Source organism: Pseudomonas sp. AK181, from assembly GCF_051122975.1.
Lineage (GTDB): Bacteria > Pseudomonadota > Gammaproteobacteria > Pseudomonadales > Pseudomonadaceae > Aquipseudomonas > Aquipseudomonas lactis.
In genome coordinates this window covers 4,034,815-4,059,244 of sequence record NZ_CP146348.1, presented here as the reverse complement: position 1 = coordinate 4,059,244, position 24,430 = coordinate 4,034,815, and the positions used below count along the sequence as shown (strand labels likewise).

Here is a 24,430-nt window from a genome sequence, read left to right as displayed (position 1 = left end):
CGCCTAGCTCAGGTTGAACCTGAGCTTACTAATCACACGCAAAGGTTTGGTGATTTATGAAGAATGAACAAGTCGAAGGTGTCGCAGAAAAGGTTGCTGGAAAGGCACAGAGCGTCGTCGGGAAGCTGTTTGGTGATTCGACGCTGGAAGCGGAAGGCGCTGGTCGCCAAGCTGCTGGTCAGCTGACCCAAGCCTATGGCGACGCACTGGAGGGCGTATCTACGTTCGTAAAAGAAAAACCAGTTGCTGCAATCGCGATTGGTGCCGTGGCGCTGCTAATTCTAGACCGTCTCTTTCGCCGCTGAGTCATGAAGAAAGAACGTTCCGTCAGGGGCGTTCCTTTTCAATTTATCTCCAGTCGCACCCCCAAGATTGCCCATCAGGAGCTTCGGGGCCGAGGGCAGATATCTTCTCTGATTCGCCGCCTTTTTTGGGGACGCTGCGTGCCACCAATTGAAGCGATCAGCTACTTATTCCCTTTATCGCCGGGCGTCTCAATCCCGGTAGGCCGGCGGGCCCACAATGCTCCTAGCAGGTTGAAGTGCGAGCAGTAGCAAGCGGAGCGCGCAGGCGGGAGGATGAAAGCCCGCAGGGCCAAGACTCGACAACGGCGAGGCTTGGTTTACGACAGCCGTCCTCGTAGAGGCCCGCTCGAACTTGGCTCCCTAGAGCGCTTTCAGGAGGCGCTCAAGCGTCTGATGTTCCCAAGTGCTGAGCCACGCAATGGGATCAGTTCCAAACCGATCCCCTGAGCCAAACGACCAGCGTCGCCCATCAGAGCTGATGCACTCTTCGCAGTAGTCGAGCGTGTCACAGTCGTTGTAGATCGATATCCGCCAACCCTCGACGCTCACCACGAAATGGCCCGCATAAATCTCATCCCAAGACGCCTGGCTCACCTTGGTCATCGTCCGTCGCTCGAAGGTGACCTCTCGCAATACCTGGCATACCTCTCTCGCTGAGAGCTCCGCCGCAGTGTTTTCACTAACGCTACCTACCTGGGATGAACTAGCTGCCGCTCTGGCAGCTTTCAGCCTTTGCTCAGCGTACATAGCCGGATCATCACCTGGCAGCGGATAGCCTGCGACTGAGAGAGCTTCGGCACGCTCTTCAATGAGCAGGCGCTCAGGATCACGAGCGACTTGATAGGCTCTGCCCGGCACGCGCCAAGCGGCATCCATTCGTGGCTTCTCAGTGGCTGACCGGCTTACTCTCCAGCCGGATTCCTCCGGATCTATCGAAAGCAGGCACCCACCACAATTGGGCACGTGGTTATCGATCTCATAGTCACGCCAGTCCAACATAGCTGCGCCATCAATGCCGAGCGGCTTGCGCTCAATCAGCCAGGCTACAGCGTTGATAACCTGACCATGCGAAAAAGCTACGATGTCTTGGGCGGCATGTTCAGCAAGACGTTCCAGGAACGATTGAGCTCTAGCTATGAAATCTAGAAATGACTCAGCGCCTTCACCATCCCTGAAACGAGGATCTGCTTTGGCCCAATACGCCTCCACCCATTCGCGCCGATCAGCGACGGTTGTGCCAGTGCACCGTGCGGGTTCAAGGTAAGTGAATTCTTGGATGGGCCAAGTTTCAAAAGGGATATGAGGAAACACCGCTGCGGTCGCCATAGCGGTTGAGTGCGCTCGGGTGAAAGGCGAGGCAACGATCAAAGCCGGAGCATGGTTGAACGACAATGCCACCAGCTGCGCTTGCTCAACTCCTTTCGGGGTGAGAGTAATAGTCGCGTGATCTAAAGTGGCTTCGCCCGCGTTCGCAGCGCTTTCTCCATGTCGTATTAGTCTCACATGCTTCATTTACGAACTACTCGCACAGATTCGGCCATCATTTCTCTTAGATCCCAAAGGTTACTGGTACTCAACCTTCAATCAAGAAGCCTCGACAGCAATCCCTCAATCTGGGTGCCTGCATGCTTGAATTTCAGTTCTTCGAGTTTAGCTTCCCTTCGTTCGCCGGTGAGCAAGCTGAGTCCGTGAAGCGCATTCAGCAACTTCTGAGACTCACCAATTTCCGAACGCAAAGTCTGCCAGGTAGTGTTCACTCGACGAGCTAACTCGTCGGCCTCATGGCTCAAGCGTTGTGACTCAATTAGCTTGTTAGCGTTGGTGGTGGCCTTAAGATGACCTAAAGCCTGCTCAAGTTCGTCCAGTAGCTCGGTAACAGCCTCCGACTGGTCAAGTGACACGGGGCGCCCCTCCACATAAATCGTGTCCGCCTGAACGCAATAGACAGCTAGTGGCCCTTCACCCCCTCCGGTGCAATCAAGTGCAAGAACGTTCCCTAGCCGAACAGGCTCTGGAATCCAGGTGTGCCCCGTGCACACACGCCAGACCCCTTTGACACCTTCTCGATGGTGCTTTTTGATCCGCTCGCGCCCCCATAGCGCGATCTCTTCTACAGCAGGGATTGATATGTCTCGAGTAAACTCGACCCATGACATCCCGGCAGGGACATCAGCATGAACAACGCCAACCAAACCGCGAGGGGACTCGATTTCTATGACTGTGGGAAGGCTCTCGAGCTTCCCAATGACCATCTCTTTTGATTCGTCAGCGATGGTCGACCACCAGCCTGCACCATGAGCTACATAACGAGCGCTGGGGTTTTCCCTGTAAGCGTTGATAAGCATCTGCTCATGGTTACCTTGAACAGCGAAGAACCACGTCTCACCAAGAAGCTTCAGACCGTCGAGGACTCCCGGCCCGCGATCTATGAGGTCACCCACTCCGATGACTCGGTCGATAGTTTTGTCGAAACCTAGCTTCAACAATCCTTTATGAAGATCAATCGTCTTGAAGTGGATGTCACCGACGACGAAGTCGCGACCGGCCTCGTTCCGGGGAAGCCTCAGGACTTTCTGACTCATGCGCGGGTTTCCTTCCTCAATGGCCACCTACCAAGTGACCAAACCCGTATTGTCCACCCCGCGACTTCACCTTCCAACAGAAATATGGACGGACAGGATGACTACACTCTTTCGCAGGGCTTAGGTATGCCGAATTTCTTCCGTCGATGAAAATAACTAGAACAAGCGGAGCGCGCAGGCCAGTAAGGCCGGAGACGCGAGGATGGAAGCCCAGAGGGCCATGACTTGGCGTCAGCCATGGCATGGTTTACGACAGCCGACCCGATAGGGCGCGCCATAAATCGCGATTTGCTCAGATTGAAGGATTGCTGATGTTCTGCAGACTTATGTATTCCAATATTTTTGGACTGTGCTTCTGGCAATGCCGAGCTTTTCAGCGATTGTTTTTCTGTCGAAACCTTGCGCTTTCAGGGCTCGAATGTAATTCGCATTAACGGGCCGCTTTGGCTTGCCTTGGGAGCGCTTGATGAGCTTTCCGTCACTAAATTGCTCCTCCACCAACTGCCACCCTCCAGACATCTCGAATTCCCTGACACGCAAGGCAGTACGCTGTAAAGCCTCTGACGGGAGTTCTTCACCCTGCGCAGCAACGACGAGAGTGACCATAGTCAAAAGGTCGAGGCCTAGGTAGTCAGAGATCTCATCCAGTTTCTCCAGCGTCGCATTCGCTCGGGCCTGCTCAAGCTTCCCAACGTACGTTCTGTGCGTTGCTCCCGCCAACTCTTCGTAATTTAAACCCTGATGAGCACGAGCTCCACGCAATGCTCCTGCCAGCGCTTCTTTCAGATGCATGAGTCGGATCCTCAAAACTGAGGATAGAGCCACGGCAAGCGTGTTTCGATAAACAGACCATAGTGATATTATCGTGGCATTAGGTTTGTCAGGCGGTCGTCGATCAAGGCGTCACGGTGTCAGGAGCGATGGTTTGATCAGGAGAGCGGGTGGTGGGACATGGCTCGGTGGCCTTGATGCGAGCCGCTCCATAGAGCGTGCATTGGATAGCCTCCGCATGCCTACCTGCAACCATGATCGAAGGCTTCCTGGCATGAACCGAATGCGATTTTTTGACCGAAGGCAGGGATAGGTAGTAATGAAATTTGATTGCGTGAAGTTTTCTGGGAAAGTCGATTACGTTCGGCATACGGATCGTATAAGTGGCGGTTATAAGGCTAATGTCAGTATTAATGGGGCCGTGATACCAAAACTACAGCTGACGAATAAGCTTTATGACGAACTTGAGGCTGGCGAAAATGTGACGTTGTACGGCGTTTTTAAAAATAAAAGAAAAAAAGAAGAAAACGACGGCTTTATATATGGACTTCAGAAAGAGAGCGGCGAAAAAATGTTCGCGACTCACTATAGATATCAAGTTCCTATTTTTATGGCATTTACGGCTGCTATAGCTTTTTGTCTGACATTCGTTGCAGGCTGGTTTGCATCGATATTTCCAGTGCTGATGCTCTTTGGCAAAGATGACCCGAATTACATGTACAACACCACTGTATTTGCGACAATTGAAGCGACTATGGTCGCTGCTTTTTTTCTGTGGCGGGCTTGGCTAATGTTCAGCGTTACGACGGATCCAGAAAGCTGGGAAACCATTGAGCCAGCAACTCTTTCGAGCCGCTTCAGTAAGTTTTATAAATAAAAAAGGATGGCAGTGGGTGGGGTATGCGCCACGCTTGCCCCCTCGCTAGAGAGCGCAGTCAGAATCATGTCTTGCTGCGCAGGACTATTCTTACCGTGCAGTTCAGCAGGCAAGCGGAGCGCGCAGGCGTGCTGGATGAAAGCCCGGAGGGTCGAGACGTGGCTTGCCACGGCTCGGTTCACGCCAGCCACCCGCCGCAGGCGGCACGCCATAGCTACTGTCCGATATCAAATCAACAAGGATGCGGCTGAAATGACCCACGATGAACTCCGTCAGCTTGAGGGCGCTAGGCGAAGGACTCTGTGGGCACTTGCCAGCCTCCGTCCTGGTGATCCCAACGCATCCCATCTTCTTGCCATCCTTGATGATCTCGACGACCAAGAGCCAAACGACACCCCCTGTAACGATAGGCTACTGGAGCTCACTGAGGTTCGTAACTCTGTCTCGGTGATGCGCCACAGCTCCGGAATCGACATCATTTTGAAGCGGACTATTCCGCAGCCCTGGAGGGAGCGGTTCTATCAGGCAAGCATCGGGTCGACCAGGTTGGTCGATGGGCCATACGCCTCAGGCTGGGATAAATTCCTGGCGAGTTGGGAAGCAGAGATGCGACACCTGGAGCAGCATCGGGCCGCAAGAAATAAATCTAAAAAAGACTGAGCGGGTGAGGGCATGGGACAAGACGATGACACGGTGTACTGCGATATCCAGATGCCGCTAGCCCAAGGGCGAGAGCTTCTGGAGTTAGTGAATGCACTGCGAGAATCGAAAGCTCATCCGCGTCTCGACAAAGTCTTCGAGCACATGCAAGACGAACTCAGTACATCCATCGATTTCGTTGAAACCCCACCAACCAGGGACTTGTTTTGGCCGACGCACCACTGAACATCGGCACTAGAGCATCAAGGGGGATAGATGCTAAGGCCAGCGTACTAGCTGAAGCTCCTTGATTCGAATCGCCATCGCAATATCCGAAACCCCAAATTGAACCGAAAGTGGAATCAAATTACGGTTATTGAACCGGGCACACCTTGCCAGCGAAATCTCTCGATCAAGCGAATCCCTTTCTGCGTTCAGAAGCGACCATGGATCTGAAGGGTTGAGGTGGTAACAGGTGGTATCGGTGAAGGGGAAGGGGCCCTTCATTTGAAATTGAGCAGCAAAAGCATCTAGTAGAAGTCGGGCTGGTATCAAAAAACACGCCGCAAAGTAATCAGCCTCCCTTTCCTTGGGAGGACGACTTTGTCCTCGTGCCGATCCGTCCAAAGGCTTATCACGATGCATCACCTCATCTTCGTGAAGCACAAAGTGACCGACCTCATGAGCGCCAGTGAACCGGATTACATTCATTGGGAATTCGGTGGAAACAGCTATGCGTCGAATCGAGCGATTCATTAAACCAGCGGCCTTGAAGCGCTCTCCCTCTCGCCCGAAGAGTGGGGAGCCCAGATTAGGAAGGAGCTGGTAATCAAGTCCTAGGATATGGGCCGCGACCTCAGGTGCCAGCATCTGAAATGGCGTCAGGTGTCGGTTTGGCCATAAGCGTTCTTGGTTGTCCCAAATTTCTTTATGAAGACGATGGGCTGCTTGCTGGATGCTTTCACGATTCATAGCTTTGTACACCATATGATGTGCTATTTTTGCATCCTAATCACCATATGTAGTGTTGTCAACGACCTGTAATACTAGGGTGATGTCGGGCTAAAGACATGAGTGGGTTCTCGGTGCTCGTGCACTGGATACTCCAGCCTAGAACCCATTTCGGTGCTTGTTCTGTTGCGATCCAAACTCGCGACTACCCTAGCTCAAGGTTTGCGTACGCAGCCACGCTTCCACTTTTTGCCATCGGCCAACCTCGAAAAGCTTCGACCTTCCTGTATCTAGAATCTCTAGCAGTCGCTGTCTCTCGGCACGAGAGGGAAACCAATCATCAATCTCGACGCTGCAGTGGATGGACTCGCTCAGTGCCCATCTCACGACCATATCCGCAGCGGCTCTATGGTGATCTGCCATGAACAGACGATAGCCATCCACAGACCAGCCGCGCTCCGCTAGCTCATCGGTCACGTCAATAATGCCAAGGTCACCAAAGTAGACGGTGGTGTCAGGATAATGGATCCCTGCCAATGACACTTTAGCCACGCCGGATTCCCGATCAAAATAAGAAAGGAAGTGCCATCCACCCGTGGTGCTTCCTGGATGCGGAAAATTGATGGCAGCTTTCCCTGTTATGTAGTGCTGGTGCGAGACGCGTTTGAGGTCAAAGTCGAACAGCTGTTTGGTCATAGAATCTCTTCAAAGGGAGTTAGGCAAGCCCTATCGATCCGTCCGGTCGGCATTGATAATGCGCCGGGTCGGAAACGTTTTTTCAAAGCCCAGCATCGAAGTCAGCGGTCTTATTCGGCGCCTGGATATTCAGCCGACATTGAAGAGCGATGCCATAGGCCGTCATCAGATGCGTGGCTAACTGTATCGATGTTTCCGAGGAAGCCATGCACTGGAAGGCTGCCCTGGTTCATTTTGGGCAAGATGAGCTGTACCAGGTCGTCGTCGAACTTTGGCAAAAAGCAGGGCCTCCTGCCAGGCCAACAGTCGAATACATCGACGAAGACGAGGCAGGCCCTTCCCTGATAATTTATTGAAAATTGCCAAGGTCGAAGTAGCCGCAGTAGTACCGTTTCGGGAGGACTTTCCGAAGCGTATGACTCCGTACAGCCGGCACGCTCAACACCTCGTGGCTGGATTGCTTGAGAGAATCCCCGCCGACCAGCTAACGCGGCCCACGCGTATAGCTCGCTTGGAGAGCGAGGTCGGGTTGTAGGGCATTGCCCTTCAACAACTGACTTCAGATCGATCCAGTTGCAGTCCTAGCCGTCAGACGGGGGGACAAAGATATTGGTTGCCGCCATGCCAGCGTTAGCGTGAACCGTGCCTCCACAGGCTAGCTAGAGCCTTTTTCCTGCCAGAAGCGTATGGCACCGTGCTACCTTCCTTCCCATTGTGCTTTATCTCCAGCGGTCTCACGGTTGAGCAGTGACAAGCCTAAAGGTCGTCGTTGATTACCGCTGGCGTATGAATTCAGAGCGGCAGGCGATGACTCGCCTGGGTGATAGGAAATCGTAGAAAGGCAGGAATTAAGTGAGTTCTCTACACGAGTCAGGTAACAAAGCATCCCTTCAGGACGGGGCGAAACACGACCAATCGCATGAGCAATTGGCACCCGACGATGGATCATGGCAAAAAAAGGTTCACGTTTTTGCGCAATGGTTGCTGAAATGGATCAACGCCCATGATGCCACCTCATGGACTGCCGGCAACGCATCTGGATACAAAACCGGCCACGAAGCGGGGAAGCAGCTTGGTCACCTGGAAGGCCGCAAACAAGGCCATGATGAAGGTCGCCAGCAGGGGCACGATGAAGGCCGCGAAGTGGGTCTGCGAGAGGGGTTCGACAGCGGCCACGAAGTAGGCTTTGAAGAGGGGAAGCTCGTACTGGATCTGAACCCCGGTGCGCGCTCTACCGATGTCGCACCTGGCGTGGACATCAATCTCTTTGAGAATTTCGATTTCCCTATTTCTCCAGAGCTCGAGCAACGGATACGTGACGACATCCGTGCAAAGCTGCCGGACTACCAACAGCCAACAGAGCCCCAGTGGCAAATGATCCTGTCTCGGCATCCATCGACCTACATCGTGGCCGGCGCCGGCAGTGGCAAGTCCACCACAATGGTGCTCAGGTTGCTTGTTCTCCGGCACTACCTGAATGTGCCTGAGGATTTGATCACAGTCGTGACCTTCACCCGTGACTCTCGCTTTGATTTCATCTCCAAGGTCATCAAGGTTTTCAAACTGTGGGAAATCCCCATGGACGAGAAAAGAGGCAAGACGTTTGTCCGAACCTTCCACTCTCGTATTCTAGATTTCTTCGCTTGGTCGCCGAGTCTCCAAGGCTCCAAGGCCTTTGAGTTCCTCAGCAAAGACGCTACCGCCGAGGACGAAGAGCCTGAGAACGTACTGGATGTTCGGCTGAACGTCAGGCAGCTAGATCTGATGAATCGCTGCTACCAGAATCTGTTCGAGAGCAACGAGAAATTCCGCAACCTGATCATTGAGTTGGTGAAATATTCCACCTACATCGGGGAGCCCCTCAATCCTGAGGATCCTGAGCACGCCAAACGTATAGCAGTGATAAAAAAATGCTCTCGACGTGATCGTGAAACCTGCGAAGCCGTTGAGGCACTTTGGCACAAGGCTGGTCACTGGCCAATGCCTGGCGTGACGACTGATCTCGTGCCGATCAAGTTGAAGGGTGAAACCTTCTACGCGAATGGTTACGCAGAAGACTTACAGGCTTTAGTGGTGTTGGGTGTCGACCGAAGTGAGCCGGACACTGTGACGGTGGAGAACGGTAAAACCAAGCTATCACTGGCCATGAACATGAGGCGGCTGTTCTTTAGGCTGTTCTACTCGCAGCGGGTCTTGTACTTCACAAATTACGAGGAGGCCATGTGCTCGTTGGAAACCCTCAGGGGACAGGTCTCTGAGGTTCCCAAATTTGGCTACCAGGTTGATGGAGATATCAGACCTGCCCCCATCATGCCGGCTTTTCACAGCGCCGCATCGTTCCTTGAGAACTTGGGGCTGGATGTAGCTGAAGCCATCAAAGGAATGAGCTTTACGAAGAGGGACATGGACGGGAAATTCTTCGAGGCTCTGGGGCTGTTCTGGCCAGCGTTCGAGGACTTCCTGGCCGATCAAAGCCCAAGAATTTTCACCTTCAACAAGATGTTCGCCATGTACAGCGAACACGCTGAAGAAAACCTCAGCAAGCTACCCGAAAGCGTTTTGAAATCCCAGATGGTCACGCTTGTTGACGAGTTCCAGGATTGCGGGGCTAACACAATTAGCTGGCTACGGGGCGTGCTGACAGAGCTACGATTGCGTCGAGTGGAGTATCGGTCGTCGCAAGGCCCGATTTACCCATCGCTCATGGCGGTGGGGGATGACTGGCAGAGCATCTACGGATGGCGAGGTAGCTCACCTAATTTCTTCCAGCAGTTCGAGAGCTATTTCCCATCACCCTCGTCTCTGCGAATCCTGATGCAGCAAAACTTCAGGTCACAGCAAATGGTGATCGATGCAGCCGAAAGCATTGTGAAACACACGCGCTCCATAGGTGACAAACACGGCCTGGCTGGGCACCCAGACATGATCGGCTTGAATATCCCTGTGCAGCTGTGGCGGCGAGATGATCAGCGTCTGTTGGATCTTGTCAACGAACACTATGAGGCCGGGGAAGAGGTCATGGTGTTGTCGCGATCTAGGAGCACCCTGGATGAAGTATCGAAGAAGCTAAGCCGCACGCTGCAGCGGGCGAAGAGGGAGAAGAATGCCGACCACATCCGATTGATGACGTATCACGGTTCGAAGGGTCTTGAAGCAGATGCTGTGTTCCTTGTAGGTGACTGCGAGCAGCTATCGTCATCGAACTGGCGAAACCAGGCTTACGCTTTGGCAGGTTTGGTCATGAACGGCGAGGCCAGGGCCTATGATGTTGCCCAAGGCGAAGAGGTGATGCGGCTAGCATATGTGGCCATTACCCGTGCCAAGGTTAACTGCTACTGGTTCCTTGATCCGCCGAAGCCAGCTAGCAAAGGTTTCCCCAGAGCTTCCGCGAAAATCGACAAAGACCAAGCGTTCTTTATTGATTACAGGCGGTAGTAATAGACGCCGAAGCTAGGATCTCGAATTTTTTTGCAGAGTAGTGCTAGATTGGGTTAGAAATCTATTCGATGCAGCGCTAGCCTAAAGGCTTAGTTGTTATGCGGCAGATGTGATTCAGGTAAGCTAAATATCTTAATGGCTTGATAGGTTGGTGGTGTTGCTTGGGGTAGAGGCGACGATGCAGTTAGGTTCTTAGTTTTAGAAATTGGCTTTTGGGGCGTTGTTGGAGTTGTGGTTGTGGTAGGAGCTCTAATTATGCGTAATCAAGAATTTTAAGTTGTTGGGTTTTCGAGGGTGGAAGCTCTTGGGTCTCATTAAATTTACGCAAAGGGATGGTCGCTGGTGAAGGAAAATATTTTCATGGACTTGCTGTTGAGGACTCACGGTGAAAATGAGTCTATAAATTTTGATGAGGTATGGGCCGAGGGGTTGTTCGTATTTGACGCTAATGTTTTGCTGGATATCTATAGGCTTCCTGAATCAGCTCGAAATGACATGATTAAGGTTTTGTCTCATAAGAGCTTTAAGGGGAGAATTTGGATAGCTCAACAGGTTTTGATTGAGTTTTTGTACAATAGGTTGGAGGTTATTAGCGATCAGAAAGTTAAATATAGCGCTGTAAGAAAGTTGCTTGATGTGTGCAGGGATGATTACTTCGAAGTGTTTAATAAGCTTCAGGGTGAACTTTCGAAACTCAAAGTCAAAAGAAGGCATTCGTCAATTGATCCTGATGAATTCATTACTGAGGAAAATATTTCTGGTGGTATAGGTTTCATAGATCGTTTTGTTGATAAGCTTAATGAACTTGAGGTAAAGCAGTCTGATGTGCATACCGATGATAAAATAAAACCAATAATACTTGACCTATTTAAAGGTAAGGTAGGGACTGGATTCGATGAAGAGACTCTCGTAGAAATTTATAAGGAAGGCGAGAAGAGGTATAAGAATTCGATACCTCCAGGGTTTAAAGATAATGGGAAGGATGGTGCTTATGTGGTTGGGGATAGAGAGTACATTAGGAAGTACGGTGATCTTCTTTTGTGGAAAGAAATTATTGAAAAGGCCAAAAGCGAAAATTTAAAACACGTCGTGCTGGTAACTGGTGATCTAAAAGAGGATTGGTGGTTTAAGAAGAGTGGAAAGGTTTTGGGGCCCAGGAAGGAGTTATTGAATGAAATATATTTCAATGCTCCAGCGCTGAAAACATTTTATTTGTATGAGACTTCCAATTTTCTGGTTCGTGCGGGTGAGGTTCTGAAAATTAATGTCAAGGAATCTACAATTAATGAAGCTAGGTATCTAAGTCGCTTGGAGCGTGCGTCGGTGCAGAGTATTATGCCAGGAGAGTATGGATACTTTCAGCTTAAGCCTATTATTCAAATGTGCGGCGAAACTGGCCTGTTAGGTCGGCTTCGTATACATTCTTCAGTAGCCGATCTCCCTGCGCTGAAAATAGATGCTCATGCTTTGGTTTCTGCTATCGAACTAATTGTCGAAAATGCAAATCGACACGGAGATGGTAGTGGTCTTTCAGTGATCTCAAAAATAGCTAGGAGTAGTGTGATACTAACCTTTAGGAATAAGCAAAATAAAGCTAATGTGTCTTCAGATCCTGAGCGACACTTTGATGTGATGGGGCATACAATTCATGAGGGCGCTACTGGGTTGTTGAAGATTTATAATTTGTTAAGGTCTTCCGGGATGAGGGTTCGCGCAGTTTCTTCGGTAAGAAATTTTTTGCTTAGAATATACATTCCAAAAGAATTTTTTGTTGTTGCTCCGGTGGAGCAAGAAGATTTTTTGATGGAGTGAGTCTTTGGGGTTCTGTCATTTGGCTTTTTATTAATAGGCTGATTGACTATTCTAAGGTGCCCTTGGGTTTGTTCTGTTAAGTAAGCGGGACGAGGCCTAGAGGTGTTTTTAGTGTGTAGGTCGTCCCTGACTAGCTTATTCCGTTTAGAAGGGGTCTCAATATTTAGGTGATCAATGGAAGCTGAAAATTCGCCAGTTTTGAACCACCACAGCCAAGGAATCTACCGCTTTTCGAATTGGAAGAAGGAAGGGGATGGGCTGTTGATAGCGGCTCAAGCCTTGAGGCAGCAGTGGCTACTTAACAAGGAGGAGGTAAAACGGATCATCACTGATCAGGCGCCACGCTCTCCAGAGGTATTCACAAAAGACCTCGCGCTCGCTAGGTCGTCAATGCTGCTCTTGGGGTATGCCGCCGAAATGTACCTGAAAGGTGGCTTGGTGAAGCTGTACAGGTACTGTCCAGAGCAGCTAGTTGGGCGGGAGTTGAGAATGTATAGCCATCACTATCAACGCCTTGCTAAGCGACTTCAGATCCCGATCACTGAAAATCAATTCGACCAGTTGAGCGAGCTGGAAAAAAGCGTTGTGGATGAGGCGAGGTATCCTGTCACTCCCACCGTGGATGTGGACTTCTTCCAGAAGGTTAACTCGATCACCCGCCGTAACCATGGTCAGTCAAATTTTGAAAGCCTGGTGGAGGTTGTGGAGGCCATTCGTGACTTTGTTGCTCGGATTGACTCCGATTCCGAAAACTCAGCCAGCTTCTTCTCGCGATCAATGTCGTGGGGTTACTTCATAGCACGCTTTGGTGGGCACTTGGTGCCCTCGATAGTCTATCGGTGTCCAGGGAAGATGAGCATGGCAGAGCTGCGAAAAGCCGTGGAAACTGAAGTGACTTTACCTGGAAGTTGGGAGGAGTATGAGGTGTACGAGGATCTTGGCTGCGGAGGCAAACGGAAGTGTGAGCTCAGGTTTTGAGTAAGCGGTCAGGAGCAGATCGGCAGACGCAGGGTATGCGGAATCCATCTGTGCTCGATACAGGCACGCCATGGGCCCGATATACCACCGCGATGATGATTTTTGATCCGCTCGCGACCCCACAATGCGACATCCTGAGTCTGTGGGTTTTCGGGACTTTTGGTGAAATCATTCCAGGCCAATCCGACGGGCACGTCGGCGTGTACTATCGGCATTGCTTCGGGAGCGCAGATACCAAGCTAATCTTGGTGCTTCCGGAGAGCACAGCATCCGATTTCGTTGCTGCGGAGTTTTTTGCCTAGGCCTCATTCAGGTGTTGTTCGGTAAAGGTGGTGCTTCGACGGGAACCAACAGCGCATTGTTGTTCACCTTCCTGAATACCCTCTGATCGCCATCCAGCGCTTCGATGTAGTCGCATAGGGTTTCGACAGTTACCGCGTTTTCAGGGCTTTCCATAGCGGGCTTACCTTGGGTGCTAGCAGATCAGAATCCCTACATTGGGGACGTAGCATGGAGCAGGCTTGGCCGCTGTCGGCTCCGAAGGTAGGTGATTGACGGTGATGACACTATCTAGTCTCCACCTTTGAGGATCCATCAAGCGGTTGACTGCCTCTTCTTTACTATTGCCATCAGCCTTCGGTGCGTTTGGTAAGGTCTATCCCGATCACCTGGACATCTTCTATGCTCGGGTACGACGCCGCCAAGTGTTCCCAGCGTTGTTGGAGCTTCGCGATGAGTTCGTTGAAGCTCCGAGCCAGAGTGCCGTCGCTCATCCGCCAGCTTTTTCTAGGTTTGATGCCATGGAAGACCAGCAGAAAAATACCGTAGTGAGATCTCGTGTCGCGCATGTAATCACCGCAAAGCTGATTTTCCAGGCGCTCCTCTAGATTGGGGCCTGTCCATTTATCTGCCAGCTTTAACTCAGTAGGTACTTGCCCGTCAAAAGCTGCTCCGTGGAAGCGCAAGTCTGCACGCTTGGCATCTGCGAACTCTTCTTCCTGAGGAATCGAGTACCGGCTTTTCGCTCGATCTCTACACCATCCACCTATGAACTTGCGGATCTCGGTTTCTTGGCTCCTCGGCTTCAAGATAGAAGAAATACTCGAATCTCCGTCTTCCAGGTCATGTTTCAAATCCTTCAATTGCGAGACCGCAAGCTCCCAGAGATCTCGATGAGTTCTGGGCGTGCGTTCCTGACGATCATTGAAGTCTCTTACATCCTGCGGCGACCACGGAGGCATATCTGCATCAAGGGTGGCTTTCTCTTTCGCATGTGAGGCCAGCCATGGGCGAGACTTTGAGTTGGGATGGGAAACAGATATTTCCATGAGGGCCAGAAATGCCTCTTTTCCAGGAGTCTCCCGAATCAATGCGAGAAGAGAGTTGCGGGCGTCTTGGGCATCGTCTCTAAGCTCCGGTGAGTACACTCCGGTATTTGCCCGGTCAATGTCGTCTCGCTCATGAATGTAGGTGTTCATAAGTAAGTACAAGGCCTTCAGGTGTTCTACTGTCCGGAATGCACCGCGTCCTGAACGGCGTTGTCGGCGGCTTCCCATCAGTGCCGTGATGAACAGCATTGCGAAGCGAGAACTGTCCCCCTCATTTGTGGAACTTAATTTCTTGGATAGGGCAGGAATAGCTTTCTGAGGGGCTACACCTGCCCACATAGCAAACCACACCGACGCGACTTCGGGATTCTTGGCCGAGGGGGCTTTTCTCGACCCGAGTGCTGCCAGAGTGGAGTCATCGAGCGCTGATCCTTGCAGAATGGTGGCGACTTGGCGAAGTCGGGCGACGTTCTTGGATGGAGATTTTAACCGCTTAATCAGGTGAGGTGAGATCCCGTCCCAGATCCACTGCCCGCTCCAGCTGATGTCGTACAGAACGTAATGACTATTTTCTGCAAGGGGCATTCTGGCCAGCTCGAAATCTATTTCTCCCAATAAGATACCGATTACCGGGTCTGGGTGCGCGCTGTAAATGCCCGGCAGCCAGCCCGGAAATCCATTGAGTTCATGCAACGCATATCGGGTCGCAAGCGCAGCACTCGTAGGGGATAAATCGTTTAGCCAATCAGGATTCGATCTGGCTTCAAATGATAGGCCTACCAAGCCGAGAATCACTGCGTACAGTGTTGAATTGGTCGCAGCACCTTCCGAGCGTAGCTGGGGTGTGTACTGCCTCCAATGCTTTACGGCGCCATCTCGAAATGCTGATGCGACCGACTCACCAAACTCAGGGACGAGGTCTTCCCAGTTCCGCTCATTCCAGTTGCCAGAGTGATTAGACACGTCCTGAAGCCTCTGGAGCAGGTAGAGCTGCTGGTTGGTGAGCTGCCCCGGTTCGGGCGGTGACCGCAGCAAGTCAACGTCTTTCTGCAGGCCTGCTGACCATTGTCGCTTGCGACCCTCGCGAACCATTTTATGGCGAGCAGACTTGAGCGCCCACTTCGCCTGCTGGGCTTTCCACTCGGGATCGTCTGGAGGAGGGTTGAGTAAAAAACCTAACATGATTGCCAACTCTGCTTGCTCTGAGCAGGCCTTGGTCATCTGCTCCAACATATAGGCGGGGGATTCGCTACCCCGATACAGGTTGAAGGCAAGACTGAGAGCGACCTTCCTGTTGTCGAGCGACTCTTTGGAGAAGACCCATTCACAGGCCACTCCAAAATCGGCTTCAGAGAAAGACCAAAGGTGACCGGAAACGTCGACTTGGTGGTGCAGCGTCAGCCCGTGTTTCAAGTATCCCTTGGAGCACATGTAATCGCGACTACGCTCAACACCGTACCAGAATAGCTTTTGATTCAGTTCCCCCCATTTGCTGATCTCGCTGCGCAAGTCAGCGGTGAGGTCTTTTGCGTCCAGCTCACCGGCGTCCCGCAAAATTGGTAGTTTTCGTAGCAGTGAAAGTGCCACGCAATCAATGGCGGACAAGTCTCGACATCTGATTAATGCGAGCAATAGAGCCGAAGCTGGAGTCGTAAGCCAACCGAAACGCTTTGATAATGTGCTTGGATATACCTCTTTGATAGGCGGAGTATCCATCAGCACGCTGAACTCTGTGAGCAAGCGAGTGAGCAGGTTTACCGGCCATTGGGCGACGAGGCCACTTAACGCCTGTGTCAGCGAGTCCACGTTGTACTTTTGTGCTGGGGCAACGCGCTTGATCGCCCCGATCAGCCAAGTGAAGGACTCATCAGTTGGCTCCAGCCATTCGATGAGTGCTGCAATCCAGTTTCGATCTGGCTCTTCATCCTCCTGAAGGATTGCAGAACGAATCTCCAGTCGATCCCGTGCAGATCCTATAGCTTTCAGTGCCCTGAAAGCGGCCATTCGTGAGTATTTCGACCTGGAAGTCAGAGCAAATCTCTTGGTCTGCTCAAGCGCTCCGACTACCTGGCCATGCCACACCATGATGAGCAGAAGCCAAGTGACATCTTCGTTATCGCTGTACTCGACAAGCAAACTATTGATTTCAGCTGCCAGCTCAGGCGAGGCAAACCGCTTAGCCGAATCAAAGCTGATAAGTGATCGGCCTTGGCCCGGCTCTTCTAACTGCTCACAGGCTTGACGTAGAATTTTGCTACGGGCATCTACCGGCAAACGGCTTGGATCACCCCCTTCGAAGATTACCTCGGGCGCTATTCGGCAAACACGTTCGAGTATAGGGGCATCAAGAATCGCCAGCCATGCGAGCACAGGGCGCATGAGCGGAACAATTACTTCCATCCCGTATTGGTTTCGGAAGAACAGCTCCTCAATTTGGCGACGTGATCCGTCGTGCGTCAACAGGTCGTGCAGCCATCTCGCAGTTAGATATTCCCTTACGGAGCGATGATGAAACCGGACTGTCCCGTAGTGAGCCTCATCAAAAAGCGGTCGCTCCAAAAGTGTCTGGCGTTCAGAGGTGCTCCATTCCGGAAGCACCTGTTCCAATGGAATCCCTTGAGGATTGTACGCCCCGTCCGGGGTCTGGATTTTCGGCTCGTGACACAGCGTTGCTGCGGCTGCGACTAGCTTTGCGCCGTTAAATAGCATTGCTGGGGAGACAGTATTCCCGGCCAGTCGATCTTGATGGTGTTCCACTAAGCGCCGCTCGACGCTATTGACCATCAGCTCGTAGCGCGTACCGATTCTGTGATTGGCTTCCCAGTAGTCGATCAGCTCTTCAAGATCGAGTGGGCGCACCGTTAGAAACCAAGCGTCCATTTGATCGACCTGATCGAGGAATCTCTGATGGTCAGCGACGCCTCTTATGCGGACGAATTCGGCAACTTGCTGTTCGCTGAGATCTTCAATCGCCACGAATCGAAACGCCAGCAGTTCTTGATCCGCTGGCTTGGACGTGGTGAGTGCTTGGGCTGGAGTTTCCCCCTGGGACTCCCCAGCTTGATTTGTTGGGGGGCTATAAGGAAACGCTTCCTGACATAGCTGCAGGTCAGTTTTCACTTTCCACGCGCTTGTTCTGGCTGTGAGCGTGATATGCACCAGTTGTAAAGCAGGTTTCAGCTTCAGGCTCATCTTCTTGATGGCGCGCTCGAAATCCTTCGGATGTCGCAAGCGCGCTTCATCAATCGAATCAAGGAACAGCCAGCCTTCTTGACCGCTACCTACCCAAGCAAGAAATTCCCCATGAGTTCCCACCTCGAACGCAATGTCCATATCGTCCGATATGTATTCGATCCTTACAAAAAACGCGCACTTGCCTGCAGCCCTCATTTGTCGGGCTTTTTGTAGGATTTCTGTCGTTTTACCTGATCCAGCTTCCGATAGCAGGATCACTCTGTGCTCGTCTAGAACCTCAGGCCAGTGAAGGGGCTTCTTCCTTGCATCGAGGTGGAGGAGCTCTGAGTCGGCCTCATGTGCTGAGGTTCCTTTCAATTCAACAAACGTTCGCTCGATGGGAACGTAGTTATTACTGGGCGAGCGCATCAAAAATCCTTTTCCAAATTTGTGGTCGCGAGATGTGCTCAAATGTCGTCTTATTTACCAGTTGAAATCAATTGCTCTGAGGCCGTCTCTCATTTTCCGTGCTTGAACATTTTTCAGGGCGAGTATCTTTTGGGGAGTGCCGTCGGCTTGTAGTCAAATGTCCGTGAGGCTTGAAGCCTTCAGGTTCAAGCGAAGCGCGCAGGCGCGCGGATGGAAGCCCGGAGGGCTAAGACGCCGAATCTCAGCGTCTTAATTCACGACAGCCGGCCCCGGTAGCACGCGCACTCACTTTCCATAACTATTCAAAGGTATTTTAGCATCCGCTCCATAGTGTGATGCTCCCACATGCTAAGCAGAGCTACAGGGTCAGTACCGTATCGATCTCCCGAGTCGAACGACCAACGCAGTCCATCCGGGCTCACGCACCCTTCGCAGCATCACAGTCGTTGAAGATTGTAATACTCCACCCCTCAATGTCGACCACGAACATCCCTGCGTAGACCTCTTCCCTGACCGTCTTGAGGCGCTGCTTCCTCGGTAGCCTAGGCTAGTGATACGTATCATATAAGGTCACGTTTACCTCTGTGCTGGCCAGATGGTATTGTCAGACGGTTGTCGCCCTCCGCGACTTGCCGGCACGAGGAGAAGCCAGCTTGGGAGCTTTAGAAAATTTCTCTGGAACCTCGCCGTATCTCTCGAGATTCGCCACTCCAAGGACTGGGGAAGACAAAATCCCTGGTTATTACTCTTCAGAGCTCAATATGTGGGCGATTGACTCGCCAGCTGGGGCAATCCCCATCATCGCTGATGGAGCTCTGAATGAGCTCATGACCAAGACCAAAGTAAATGCCGAGCAAGATGATGAAGCCCCTTGGCAGGTCGAGTTGTTGACCAAAACCTATCAAAAGGTTGAGAGCGATGATGATGACCACATTCGCTTTCGAGGGCAATCTTCCGCTGATAGCTTTAGCCAGCCACTTAGTTTGGACTCCAGCAACAACCTGCTGCAGCTTGTGACCAAGACCGATGCGAATACAGAACGCGACGACCGGTGTGAGGCCAATCAAATTCTCGAGTTGATCACCAAGACGAATGTCGAGTTGGAGCGTGACGACAACGGCGATCCTACCTTCGGGCTTGATACTCGTTACTACACCGACTGACCTGGAAGAGTCTCATGTTGCTGCTGGTTACCAACCGTCGTGACATCACGATGGATTATGTTGTGTCAGAGCTCCGTCGACGTGGCCAGCCTTTCATGCGCTTGAATACAGAGATGCTCCCGCAGGCATTATGCTCGATGGCAGGATATCCGCGCGATGCATGGTCTATATCACTGGACGGTGAAACTGCCCACGGCGCGCAGATATCAGGAGCCTATTTTCGCAGGCCGGGAGCGCCGACTGTATCTGACCAAATAATTGATGCAGGAGAGCGGGCCTATATCGAGGCGGAGTGGAGTAGCTTTCTAAAAAGCTTGTATTCACGTTTGGAGGGGCGCTGGCTTAACTCACCTACCAAGATCTTCATGGCTGAAGACAAGCCAATGCAACTTCTCCTGGCTCAAGAAATTGGCTTCGATGTCCCTCAGGCATCTATAACGAACGACATCTCCTCGGCACGAGCCATTGCGGCAATCAGTCAGGCCATTGGTAAGCCGCTTCGCCAGGCTGTACTAACGGGTGAGACAGAGCGGGTTATCTTCACTTCTCGACTGGGTACGTTTGAGGATGATCAAGCCGAAGCTATCGCAATGACTCCCTTCATAGTCCAGTCTGAGGTGCTCAAGCAATACGATGTGCGGGTCACGGTAGTCGGTGAGCGTGTCTTTGCTACCGCAATCTGGTCTCAAGAGAATCCTGAAACCGAGATCGATTGGCGGCAGGGAAGTCGTCCTGACCTTCGTCATGAGAAAATCAGTCTTCCGGAATTGGTACGGAAACAGTGCGTAGAACTGGTACGTCGTCTTGGCTTGCGTTATGGGGCTATTGATTTGATAAGTGATCGGAAAGGAAAACTGTGGTTTTTGGAGATTAATCCTAATGGTCAGTGGGCTTGGATAGAAAACCTGACCGGGTATCCAATCGCCTCGGCAATCGTGGATGAGTTGATGGTGAATGCGATTGCCGAAATTTAAGGAGCGCCTCCAATGGTTGTGGCCGAGCCTCACCCCTCTGACATCAGAAGAGCAGGTCGAGGATGATGAGTGGGCGCGTCGGCTAGCTTCATCTGTCCAGGCGAGCAATTGGTCTAAGGACTGCGAGGTAGTGCTGGAAGAATCGCGTCGTCTGTTCGACGCAGAGGTTGACCGTCGTAAAGGAGCTGATGCTAAGGCGGGTATCTACCTGGCTGCGATCACTGCGCTGATTCCTGTTTTGGTCTCTCTACTGCCTACGCTGTGGAGTGACAAATCCAGCAAATGGTTGGGATGTCTTGGGTTACTCATTTTCGCCTGGGCTATAGCCTATTTGTTAAGGGCTGGAGCGTGGGCTTTCCGGACGTTACAGGTCGCGGGATTTGCTCAGCTGAGCCCTGGGGATTTGGTAAGGAGCTGGAACAAAAAGTCACCGAAGGCTGCCCTCGCGAAGCAGCTATCAAGCGCTGTGCTCTACAACTATCCTCTGGTGAACAGGAAGGTGACCGGTATCAAAATGACTCATGAATACCTTCTTCGGGCATTCTTGAGTTTCACCATCCTATTGGTGTTACAAGTGATGTGGCCGGTAGGGGTATGGATTTCTGACGAGATACAGAAACTGATGAGCCCGACCCCGTCATCCTCATTGATCATGTGTTTTTCCTAAGTGACGGATCGCTCTGTTCACAAACATTATGTGAACCCACCATTTCAGACGGCGCTGGGTACATAGCCTAAAGGAGAGCAAGCAAAATGGATTTTTATGTGATTGGTAGGGATACGAAATTCCCTGATCGGGCTATGAATGCAACTTACCTGAAAATGGATCGATGGAACGACTTCCACTTCGTCACCATGTTTTACGCTGTGGCCTTCGACGAGGAAGGCGTACGCTATGAGCTTGAAAATCTAAAAATCGGATTCAAGGGGCAGGATACATCTACTTCCACGTACTCAAAGCTTCCCACGCACTTCACAGAGTTGCCAGATGATTTTTTCTCTCTAGGTAACAATGTCGAGTATTACACCAAAATCGCCCATATTCAGTCACCGTCTTTCAAATATGCTTATTTGACAGGTTTGAGAGATATCGTTGCCAACCCTGAGCTTGTTGAGCAAATCACAGGTGAGCCTGTTTTTTCGACGTCTTTACTGCGGGATGTAAGTCTTAGCAGCGTTAAAGAGCAGTTTGCCCGTGTACTGCAGGGAGGGGCTGTTCGTACGAACTACTCCTTCACGTTTGTTAAACAGAGTGATAGTGCTACTGCGGGCATAGAACTCGATTTTCAGGTTATAGCGGGCTCTACGCCACTTACCAACGTACATGCCTTGATTGGACGCAATGGTATCGGCAAAACTACCATTTTGAATGGCATGATAAACGCTATTAGTAATGGTCACTCTGGACTGGATGCTATTTTCCGGGTGAACCCTTGGGGCGGAGCAAAAGCGCCAATTGGTCAGGATTTTTTCAGTAGCGTTGTGCTTGTTTCTTTCAGCGCATTTGATCCATTCGACCCTCCGCCTGAACAGCCTGATCCGGCACTTGGCACCTGCTTCTACTACATTGGGCTAAAAGCGAAAGCCACGGACGGGCATGACCTGAAGCGACGTGAGGCACTGAAAGCTGAGTTTCTCGCCGGATTAAAGGCTTGCCTCAAAGATGCCTACAAGCGAAATCGCTGGAAACGAGCTATTGAAACTTTACAGTCTGATGAAAACTTTGCAGGTATGGGGTTTCTGGGGCTTCTATCGTTAAGCGGCGAGGAGTTTATTGCTACTTCAGAGTATCTTTTTTCAAATTTGAGCTCTGGGCACTCTATCGTTTTGCTGACAATCACAAAACTGGTTGAGCGGGTTGAGGAGAAGACGCTTGTGCTTCTGGACGAGCCGGAAAGTCATCTTCATCCGCCACTTTTGTCCGCTTTCATTAGAGCTTTGAGCGAGTTGCTATTGGAGCGGAACGGGGTCGCGATCATCGCAACTCATTCACCTGTTGTTCTCCAAGAAATTCCCTCCTCGTGCGTGTGGAAGATTAACCGCTCACATCTCGTCGCTGCAGCCCATCGCCCATCCATCGAAACCTTTGGTGAAAATGTAGGGATATTGACCCGAGAGGTCTTCGGACTGGAAGTTACAGCGTCTGGCTTTCACACCTTGTTAGCTTCTGCGGTAGACCAAGGTAAGGATTTTGACCAAATCTTTCTAGAGTTCAACCGGCAGTTAGGTTTTGAGGCTCAGGCGATACTCCGAGCGCTTCTTGCCGATCGAGACAATGGGGTCAAGTCATGAAGCGGCTACCTTGCCCGGACTACGCTCCAGAATACTCTTATGCCACCTGTGTATCGGCGATCCTCGACGAGCCGGAACGAACCCGGATGATGGCGGGGGTGAACGATATACGAGAAACGGCCATCGACTTCGTCGAGCGGGCCGCCGCTGGGGCAACCTGGGAACTGCCTCCTCTCGTTGTTGCGAAAGGTGAAGATCCGATTGTGGTCGGCGATATTCGCAAGAGCGAACTGGTCGCACTATATGAGTATTACATGGTGAGACGCCCCCTAGGTCGCGTCATTTACGATTCGATCTTAGTTGGAGCGGGGGATGAATGCCCAACCTGTGGGGGCATAGGTCATCCACGTACACTAGATCACTACCTCCCGAAAGCTAACTACCCAAAATTGGCGGTGCTTCCTCAAAATCTCATTCCCGCATGCCGGGATTGCAACACCGACAAGGGCAATCCGCTGATCGACCACGCTCACAAACAGCTAATCCACCCGTATTTTGATCAGCCTTGCTTCTTTGATCAAACGTGGATTAGCGCATCAGTCACGCATAGCCAGCCCAATGTAATCAGCTATGCAGCAACTCCTCCAGACACGTGGTCTGAAGTGGATCGTGAACGTGCCATAAATCATTTTGAGTTTTTCGGGATCGCGAAGCGCTACAGCATCGCCGCGAGTAGCGAGCTTATTTTTTTGCTGGATATGCACAGGAGCTATTTCCGCAACAGACCGGCTGAGGAGTTCTCGCAATATCTACGTTCGGCGGCTGAAAGCTCGAGTGTGTTCCCTAATCACTGGCGGAAGGTAATGTATTCCGCTTTGGCAGAGGATCCTTTGTTCTGCGCTCCCTAGATGTCAAGTTGTGCAATAGGGGGCGAATAGATTCCTTTTCAGACTGCTCTGCTGACTAGAACAGTTAAGGCTCCCTAATCCATTTCAAGCACGTACTGACAATGGGCACACAGCCTTTGCGATTGCATTTCATCAGTATCGTCATAAAGCTGGGTACCGCATTGCAGGCACTCTGGAGCTTTCGGGCCGTCCCCACAGATAGCGCAACATTGTTCCTCTACAACGTATGAATCACGTTCACAACGATCACAGAGATCCAAAGGGCCTTCACCGCCCTGGGTGGCGGCAATGTATAGGTCTGCGAAATATTTTCCAGTGAGCATGGAGTCAACCACGTCACCAAACTCAGAGGTGGCTTCGCACCTGGTGCAGTGAAAGGATGTTAGCGAGAGTGTTTCGACGTTGCCTGAAGCTTTCATGAGCTTTGCTCTGCACTCAGGGCAGCTCAAATGCTCTATTGCGCTTGCAAGAATGTCAGATGGCCAAGTGATCTGGCTGAGAGACTCCAGGCATGCCTTTCGCTCCCGCTCGTAGAAAGCTTCCTGCTCGGTCAGAAATGTCCAGGTGTCTGTGCCAAGCAGAGTCCCCGGGCTGATGCCTAAATGAGTGGGGACGAATTGCTGTATCAGGTGAAAGCAGTTGGCAACGGTTTCTAGCAATACCGACGTCGGACGGCTGCTGAAATAGTGCTCTATATCATTCCTGATGGTGGTGAGTGCTTCCAGCAGGTTCCACTCTACTCCATCAATCCCCAGGCTCTTGAGTCGCGTAATTATCGTGTGAACATCGACGGTCTTTTTACCGCTGCCAACCCAAACGACTTGGCCTGCAGTGCCCAAGGTAGGTGTCACTTTCTCTTTAAGGAGTGCCTCACCTGAACCGGGCGAGCTCATGGCCTGCAACTTGACCTTGAAGAGCAACAGGAGACCCGACGTCAAATTTCGAATGGATGAAAGGGCTCGGGCTTCATCGTGCTCCGCCGCCTTGAAGTCTTCTACCCCGAGTCGGATCGAAGCGACCGCGTTATCCTGCATTGACATCCTTTTCTCCCAGTTAATGCTTACCTGCTGACGGCAGATCGAAGCTACTTTTCCCTAGTCTCCGCTACTCATGTGTCGAGAAGCCATAAAATTTTATGGTCGTGAGGAGAAGCGCTGATGTGACAGACAGCGC

The 24,430-nt window shown here is 51.6% G+C and carries 20 protein-coding genes and 1 pseudogene; 11 read left to right on the top strand and 10 right to left on the bottom strand.

All coding sequences use genetic code 11. The annotated features are described in order from the left end of the window. The first annotated feature begins 56 nt into the window (after nt 1-56). Nucleotides 57-305, top strand: a complete 249-nt coding sequence (locus V8689_RS18395; protein ID WP_056789384.1) for a CsbD family protein — start codon at nt 57-59, stop codon at nt 303-305. 360 nt (nt 306-665) lie between these two features. Here the strand turns inward: V8689_RS18395 and V8689_RS18390 are convergent, their stop codons facing one another. The 4 genes and pseudogenes from V8689_RS18390 to V8689_RS18375 all read right to left on the bottom strand — a co-directional run bounded on the left by V8689_RS18390 (nt 666) and on the right by V8689_RS18375 (nt 3,679). Continuing rightward, nucleotides 666-908 (bottom strand): DUF7693 family protein, encoded by a 243-nt coding sequence (locus V8689_RS18390; RefSeq protein WP_223816872.1) that lies wholly within the window; start codon nt 906-908, stop codon nt 666-668. A 300-nt stretch (nt 909-1,208) separates the two neighbouring features. After that, nucleotides 1,209-1,817 (bottom strand): annotated as a pseudogene (locus V8689_RS18385) (histidine phosphatase family protein); the annotation flags it as partial. A gap of 68 nt (nt 1,818-1,885) precedes the next feature. Then, complete coding sequence (locus tag V8689_RS18380; RefSeq protein ID WP_056789394.1) at nt 1,886-2,887, bottom strand: metallophosphoesterase; 1,002 nt, start codon at nt 2,885-2,887, stop codon at nt 1,886-1,888. Nucleotides 2,888-3,211: 324 nt separating this feature from the next. Further along, a complete protein-coding gene (locus tag V8689_RS18375) occupies nt 3,212-3,679 on the bottom strand; it encodes a helix-turn-helix domain-containing protein (protein ID WP_056789396.1) in 468 nt (155 codons plus the stop codon). A gap of 298 nt (nt 3,680-3,977) precedes the next feature. On the opposite strand from V8689_RS18375, the gene V8689_RS18370 reads away from it, so the two are divergent. Beyond that, nucleotides 3,978-4,535 carry a hypothetical protein gene (locus V8689_RS18370; protein ID WP_056789397.1) on the top strand — a complete coding sequence of 186 codons (558 nt, stop codon included), beginning with the start codon at nt 3,978-3,980 and terminating at the stop codon, nt 4,533-4,535. Between the two features lie 252 nt (nt 4,536-4,787). Then, nucleotides 4,788-5,195: a hypothetical protein gene (locus V8689_RS18365; RefSeq protein WP_056789432.1), complete on the top strand. Its 408-nt coding sequence runs from the start codon at nt 4,788-4,790 to the stop codon at nt 5,193-5,195. Nucleotides 5,196-5,453: 258 nt separating this feature from the next. On the opposite strand, the gene V8689_RS18360 is transcribed toward V8689_RS18365, so the two are convergent. Together V8689_RS18360 and V8689_RS18355 are read right to left on the bottom strand one after the other, a co-directional pair. Beyond that, nucleotides 5,454-6,146: an ImmA/IrrE family metallo-endopeptidase gene (locus tag V8689_RS18360; protein ID WP_056789435.1), complete on the bottom strand. Its 693-nt coding sequence runs from the start codon at nt 6,144-6,146 to the stop codon at nt 5,454-5,456. Between the two features lie 189 nt (nt 6,147-6,335). Then, nucleotides 6,336-6,821 carry a hypothetical protein gene (locus tag V8689_RS18355; protein ID WP_056789401.1) on the bottom strand — a complete coding sequence of 162 codons (486 nt, stop codon included), beginning with the start codon at nt 6,819-6,821 and terminating at the stop codon, nt 6,336-6,338. Nucleotides 6,822-7,673: 852 nt separating this feature from the next. Between V8689_RS18355 and V8689_RS18350 the strand changes: the two genes are divergently transcribed. From V8689_RS18350 to V8689_RS18340, 3 genes are all read left to right on the top strand, one after another. Continuing rightward, entirely contained in the window at nt 7,674-10,256 is a 2,583-nt protein-coding gene (locus V8689_RS18350; protein WP_056789404.1) for a UvrD-helicase domain-containing protein, read from the top strand. 363 nt (nt 10,257-10,619) lie between these two features. Further along, on the top strand, nt 10,620-12,071 hold the full coding sequence (locus tag V8689_RS18345; RefSeq protein ID WP_056789407.1) for a PIN-like domain-containing protein: 1,452 nt from the start codon (nt 10,620-10,622) through the stop codon (nt 12,069-12,071). A gap of 174 nt (nt 12,072-12,245) precedes the next feature. After that, nucleotides 12,246-13,049: a hypothetical protein gene (locus V8689_RS18340; protein ID WP_150072889.1), complete on the top strand. Its 804-nt coding sequence runs from the start codon at nt 12,246-12,248 to the stop codon at nt 13,047-13,049. Nucleotides 13,050-13,358: 309 nt separating this feature from the next. Here the strand turns inward: V8689_RS18340 and V8689_RS18335 are convergent, their stop codons facing one another. From V8689_RS18335 to V8689_RS18325, 3 genes are all read right to left on the bottom strand, one after another. Further along, entirely contained in the window at nt 13,359-13,505 is a 147-nt protein-coding gene (locus tag V8689_RS18335) for a hypothetical protein (protein WP_156408336.1), read from the bottom strand. 173 nt (nt 13,506-13,678) lie between these two features. After that, nucleotides 13,679-17,980: a hypothetical protein gene (locus V8689_RS18330; protein ID WP_056789416.1), complete on the bottom strand. Its 4,302-nt coding sequence runs from the start codon at nt 17,978-17,980 to the stop codon at nt 13,679-13,681. A gap of 302 nt (nt 17,981-18,282) precedes the next feature. After that, the gene (locus tag V8689_RS18325) at nt 18,283-18,402 is read right to left on the bottom strand and encodes a DUF7693 family protein (RefSeq protein WP_434520579.1); all 120 of its coding nucleotides are present in this window, start codon (nt 18,400-18,402) and stop codon (nt 18,283-18,285) included. A 231-nt stretch (nt 18,403-18,633) separates the two neighbouring features. Between V8689_RS18325 and V8689_RS18320 the strand changes: the two genes are divergently transcribed. From V8689_RS18320 to V8689_RS18300, 5 genes are all read left to right on the top strand, one after another. Beyond that, entirely contained in the window at nt 18,634-19,143 is a 510-nt protein-coding gene (locus tag V8689_RS18320; RefSeq protein ID WP_056789418.1) for a hypothetical protein, read from the top strand. Between the two features lie 14 nt (nt 19,144-19,157). Then, a complete protein-coding gene (locus V8689_RS18315) occupies nt 19,158-20,117 on the top strand; it encodes a hypothetical protein (RefSeq protein ID WP_056789421.1) in 960 nt (319 codons plus the stop codon). Next, complete coding sequence (locus tag V8689_RS18310) at nt 20,098-20,784, top strand: hypothetical protein (RefSeq protein ID WP_056789424.1); 687 nt, start codon at nt 20,098-20,100, stop codon at nt 20,782-20,784. The genes V8689_RS18315 and V8689_RS18310 overlap by 20 nt, the downstream gene beginning before the upstream one ends. An 86-nt stretch (nt 20,785-20,870) precedes the next feature. Then, complete coding sequence (locus V8689_RS18305) at nt 20,871-22,409, top strand: AAA family ATPase (RefSeq protein ID WP_060766042.1); 1,539 nt, start codon at nt 20,871-20,873, stop codon at nt 22,407-22,409. Further along, complete coding sequence (locus V8689_RS18300) at nt 22,406-23,257, top strand: HNH endonuclease (protein WP_223816869.1); 852 nt, start codon at nt 22,406-22,408, stop codon at nt 23,255-23,257. The genes V8689_RS18305 and V8689_RS18300 overlap by 4 nt, the downstream gene beginning before the upstream one ends. Nucleotides 23,258-23,331: 74 nt before the next feature. Here the strand turns inward: V8689_RS18300 and V8689_RS18295 are convergent, their stop codons facing one another. Then, nucleotides 23,332-24,297: a hypothetical protein gene (locus V8689_RS18295; protein WP_230962027.1), complete on the bottom strand. Its 966-nt coding sequence runs from the start codon at nt 24,295-24,297 to the stop codon at nt 23,332-23,334. Between the last annotated feature and the right edge of the window lie 133 nt (nt 24,298-24,430).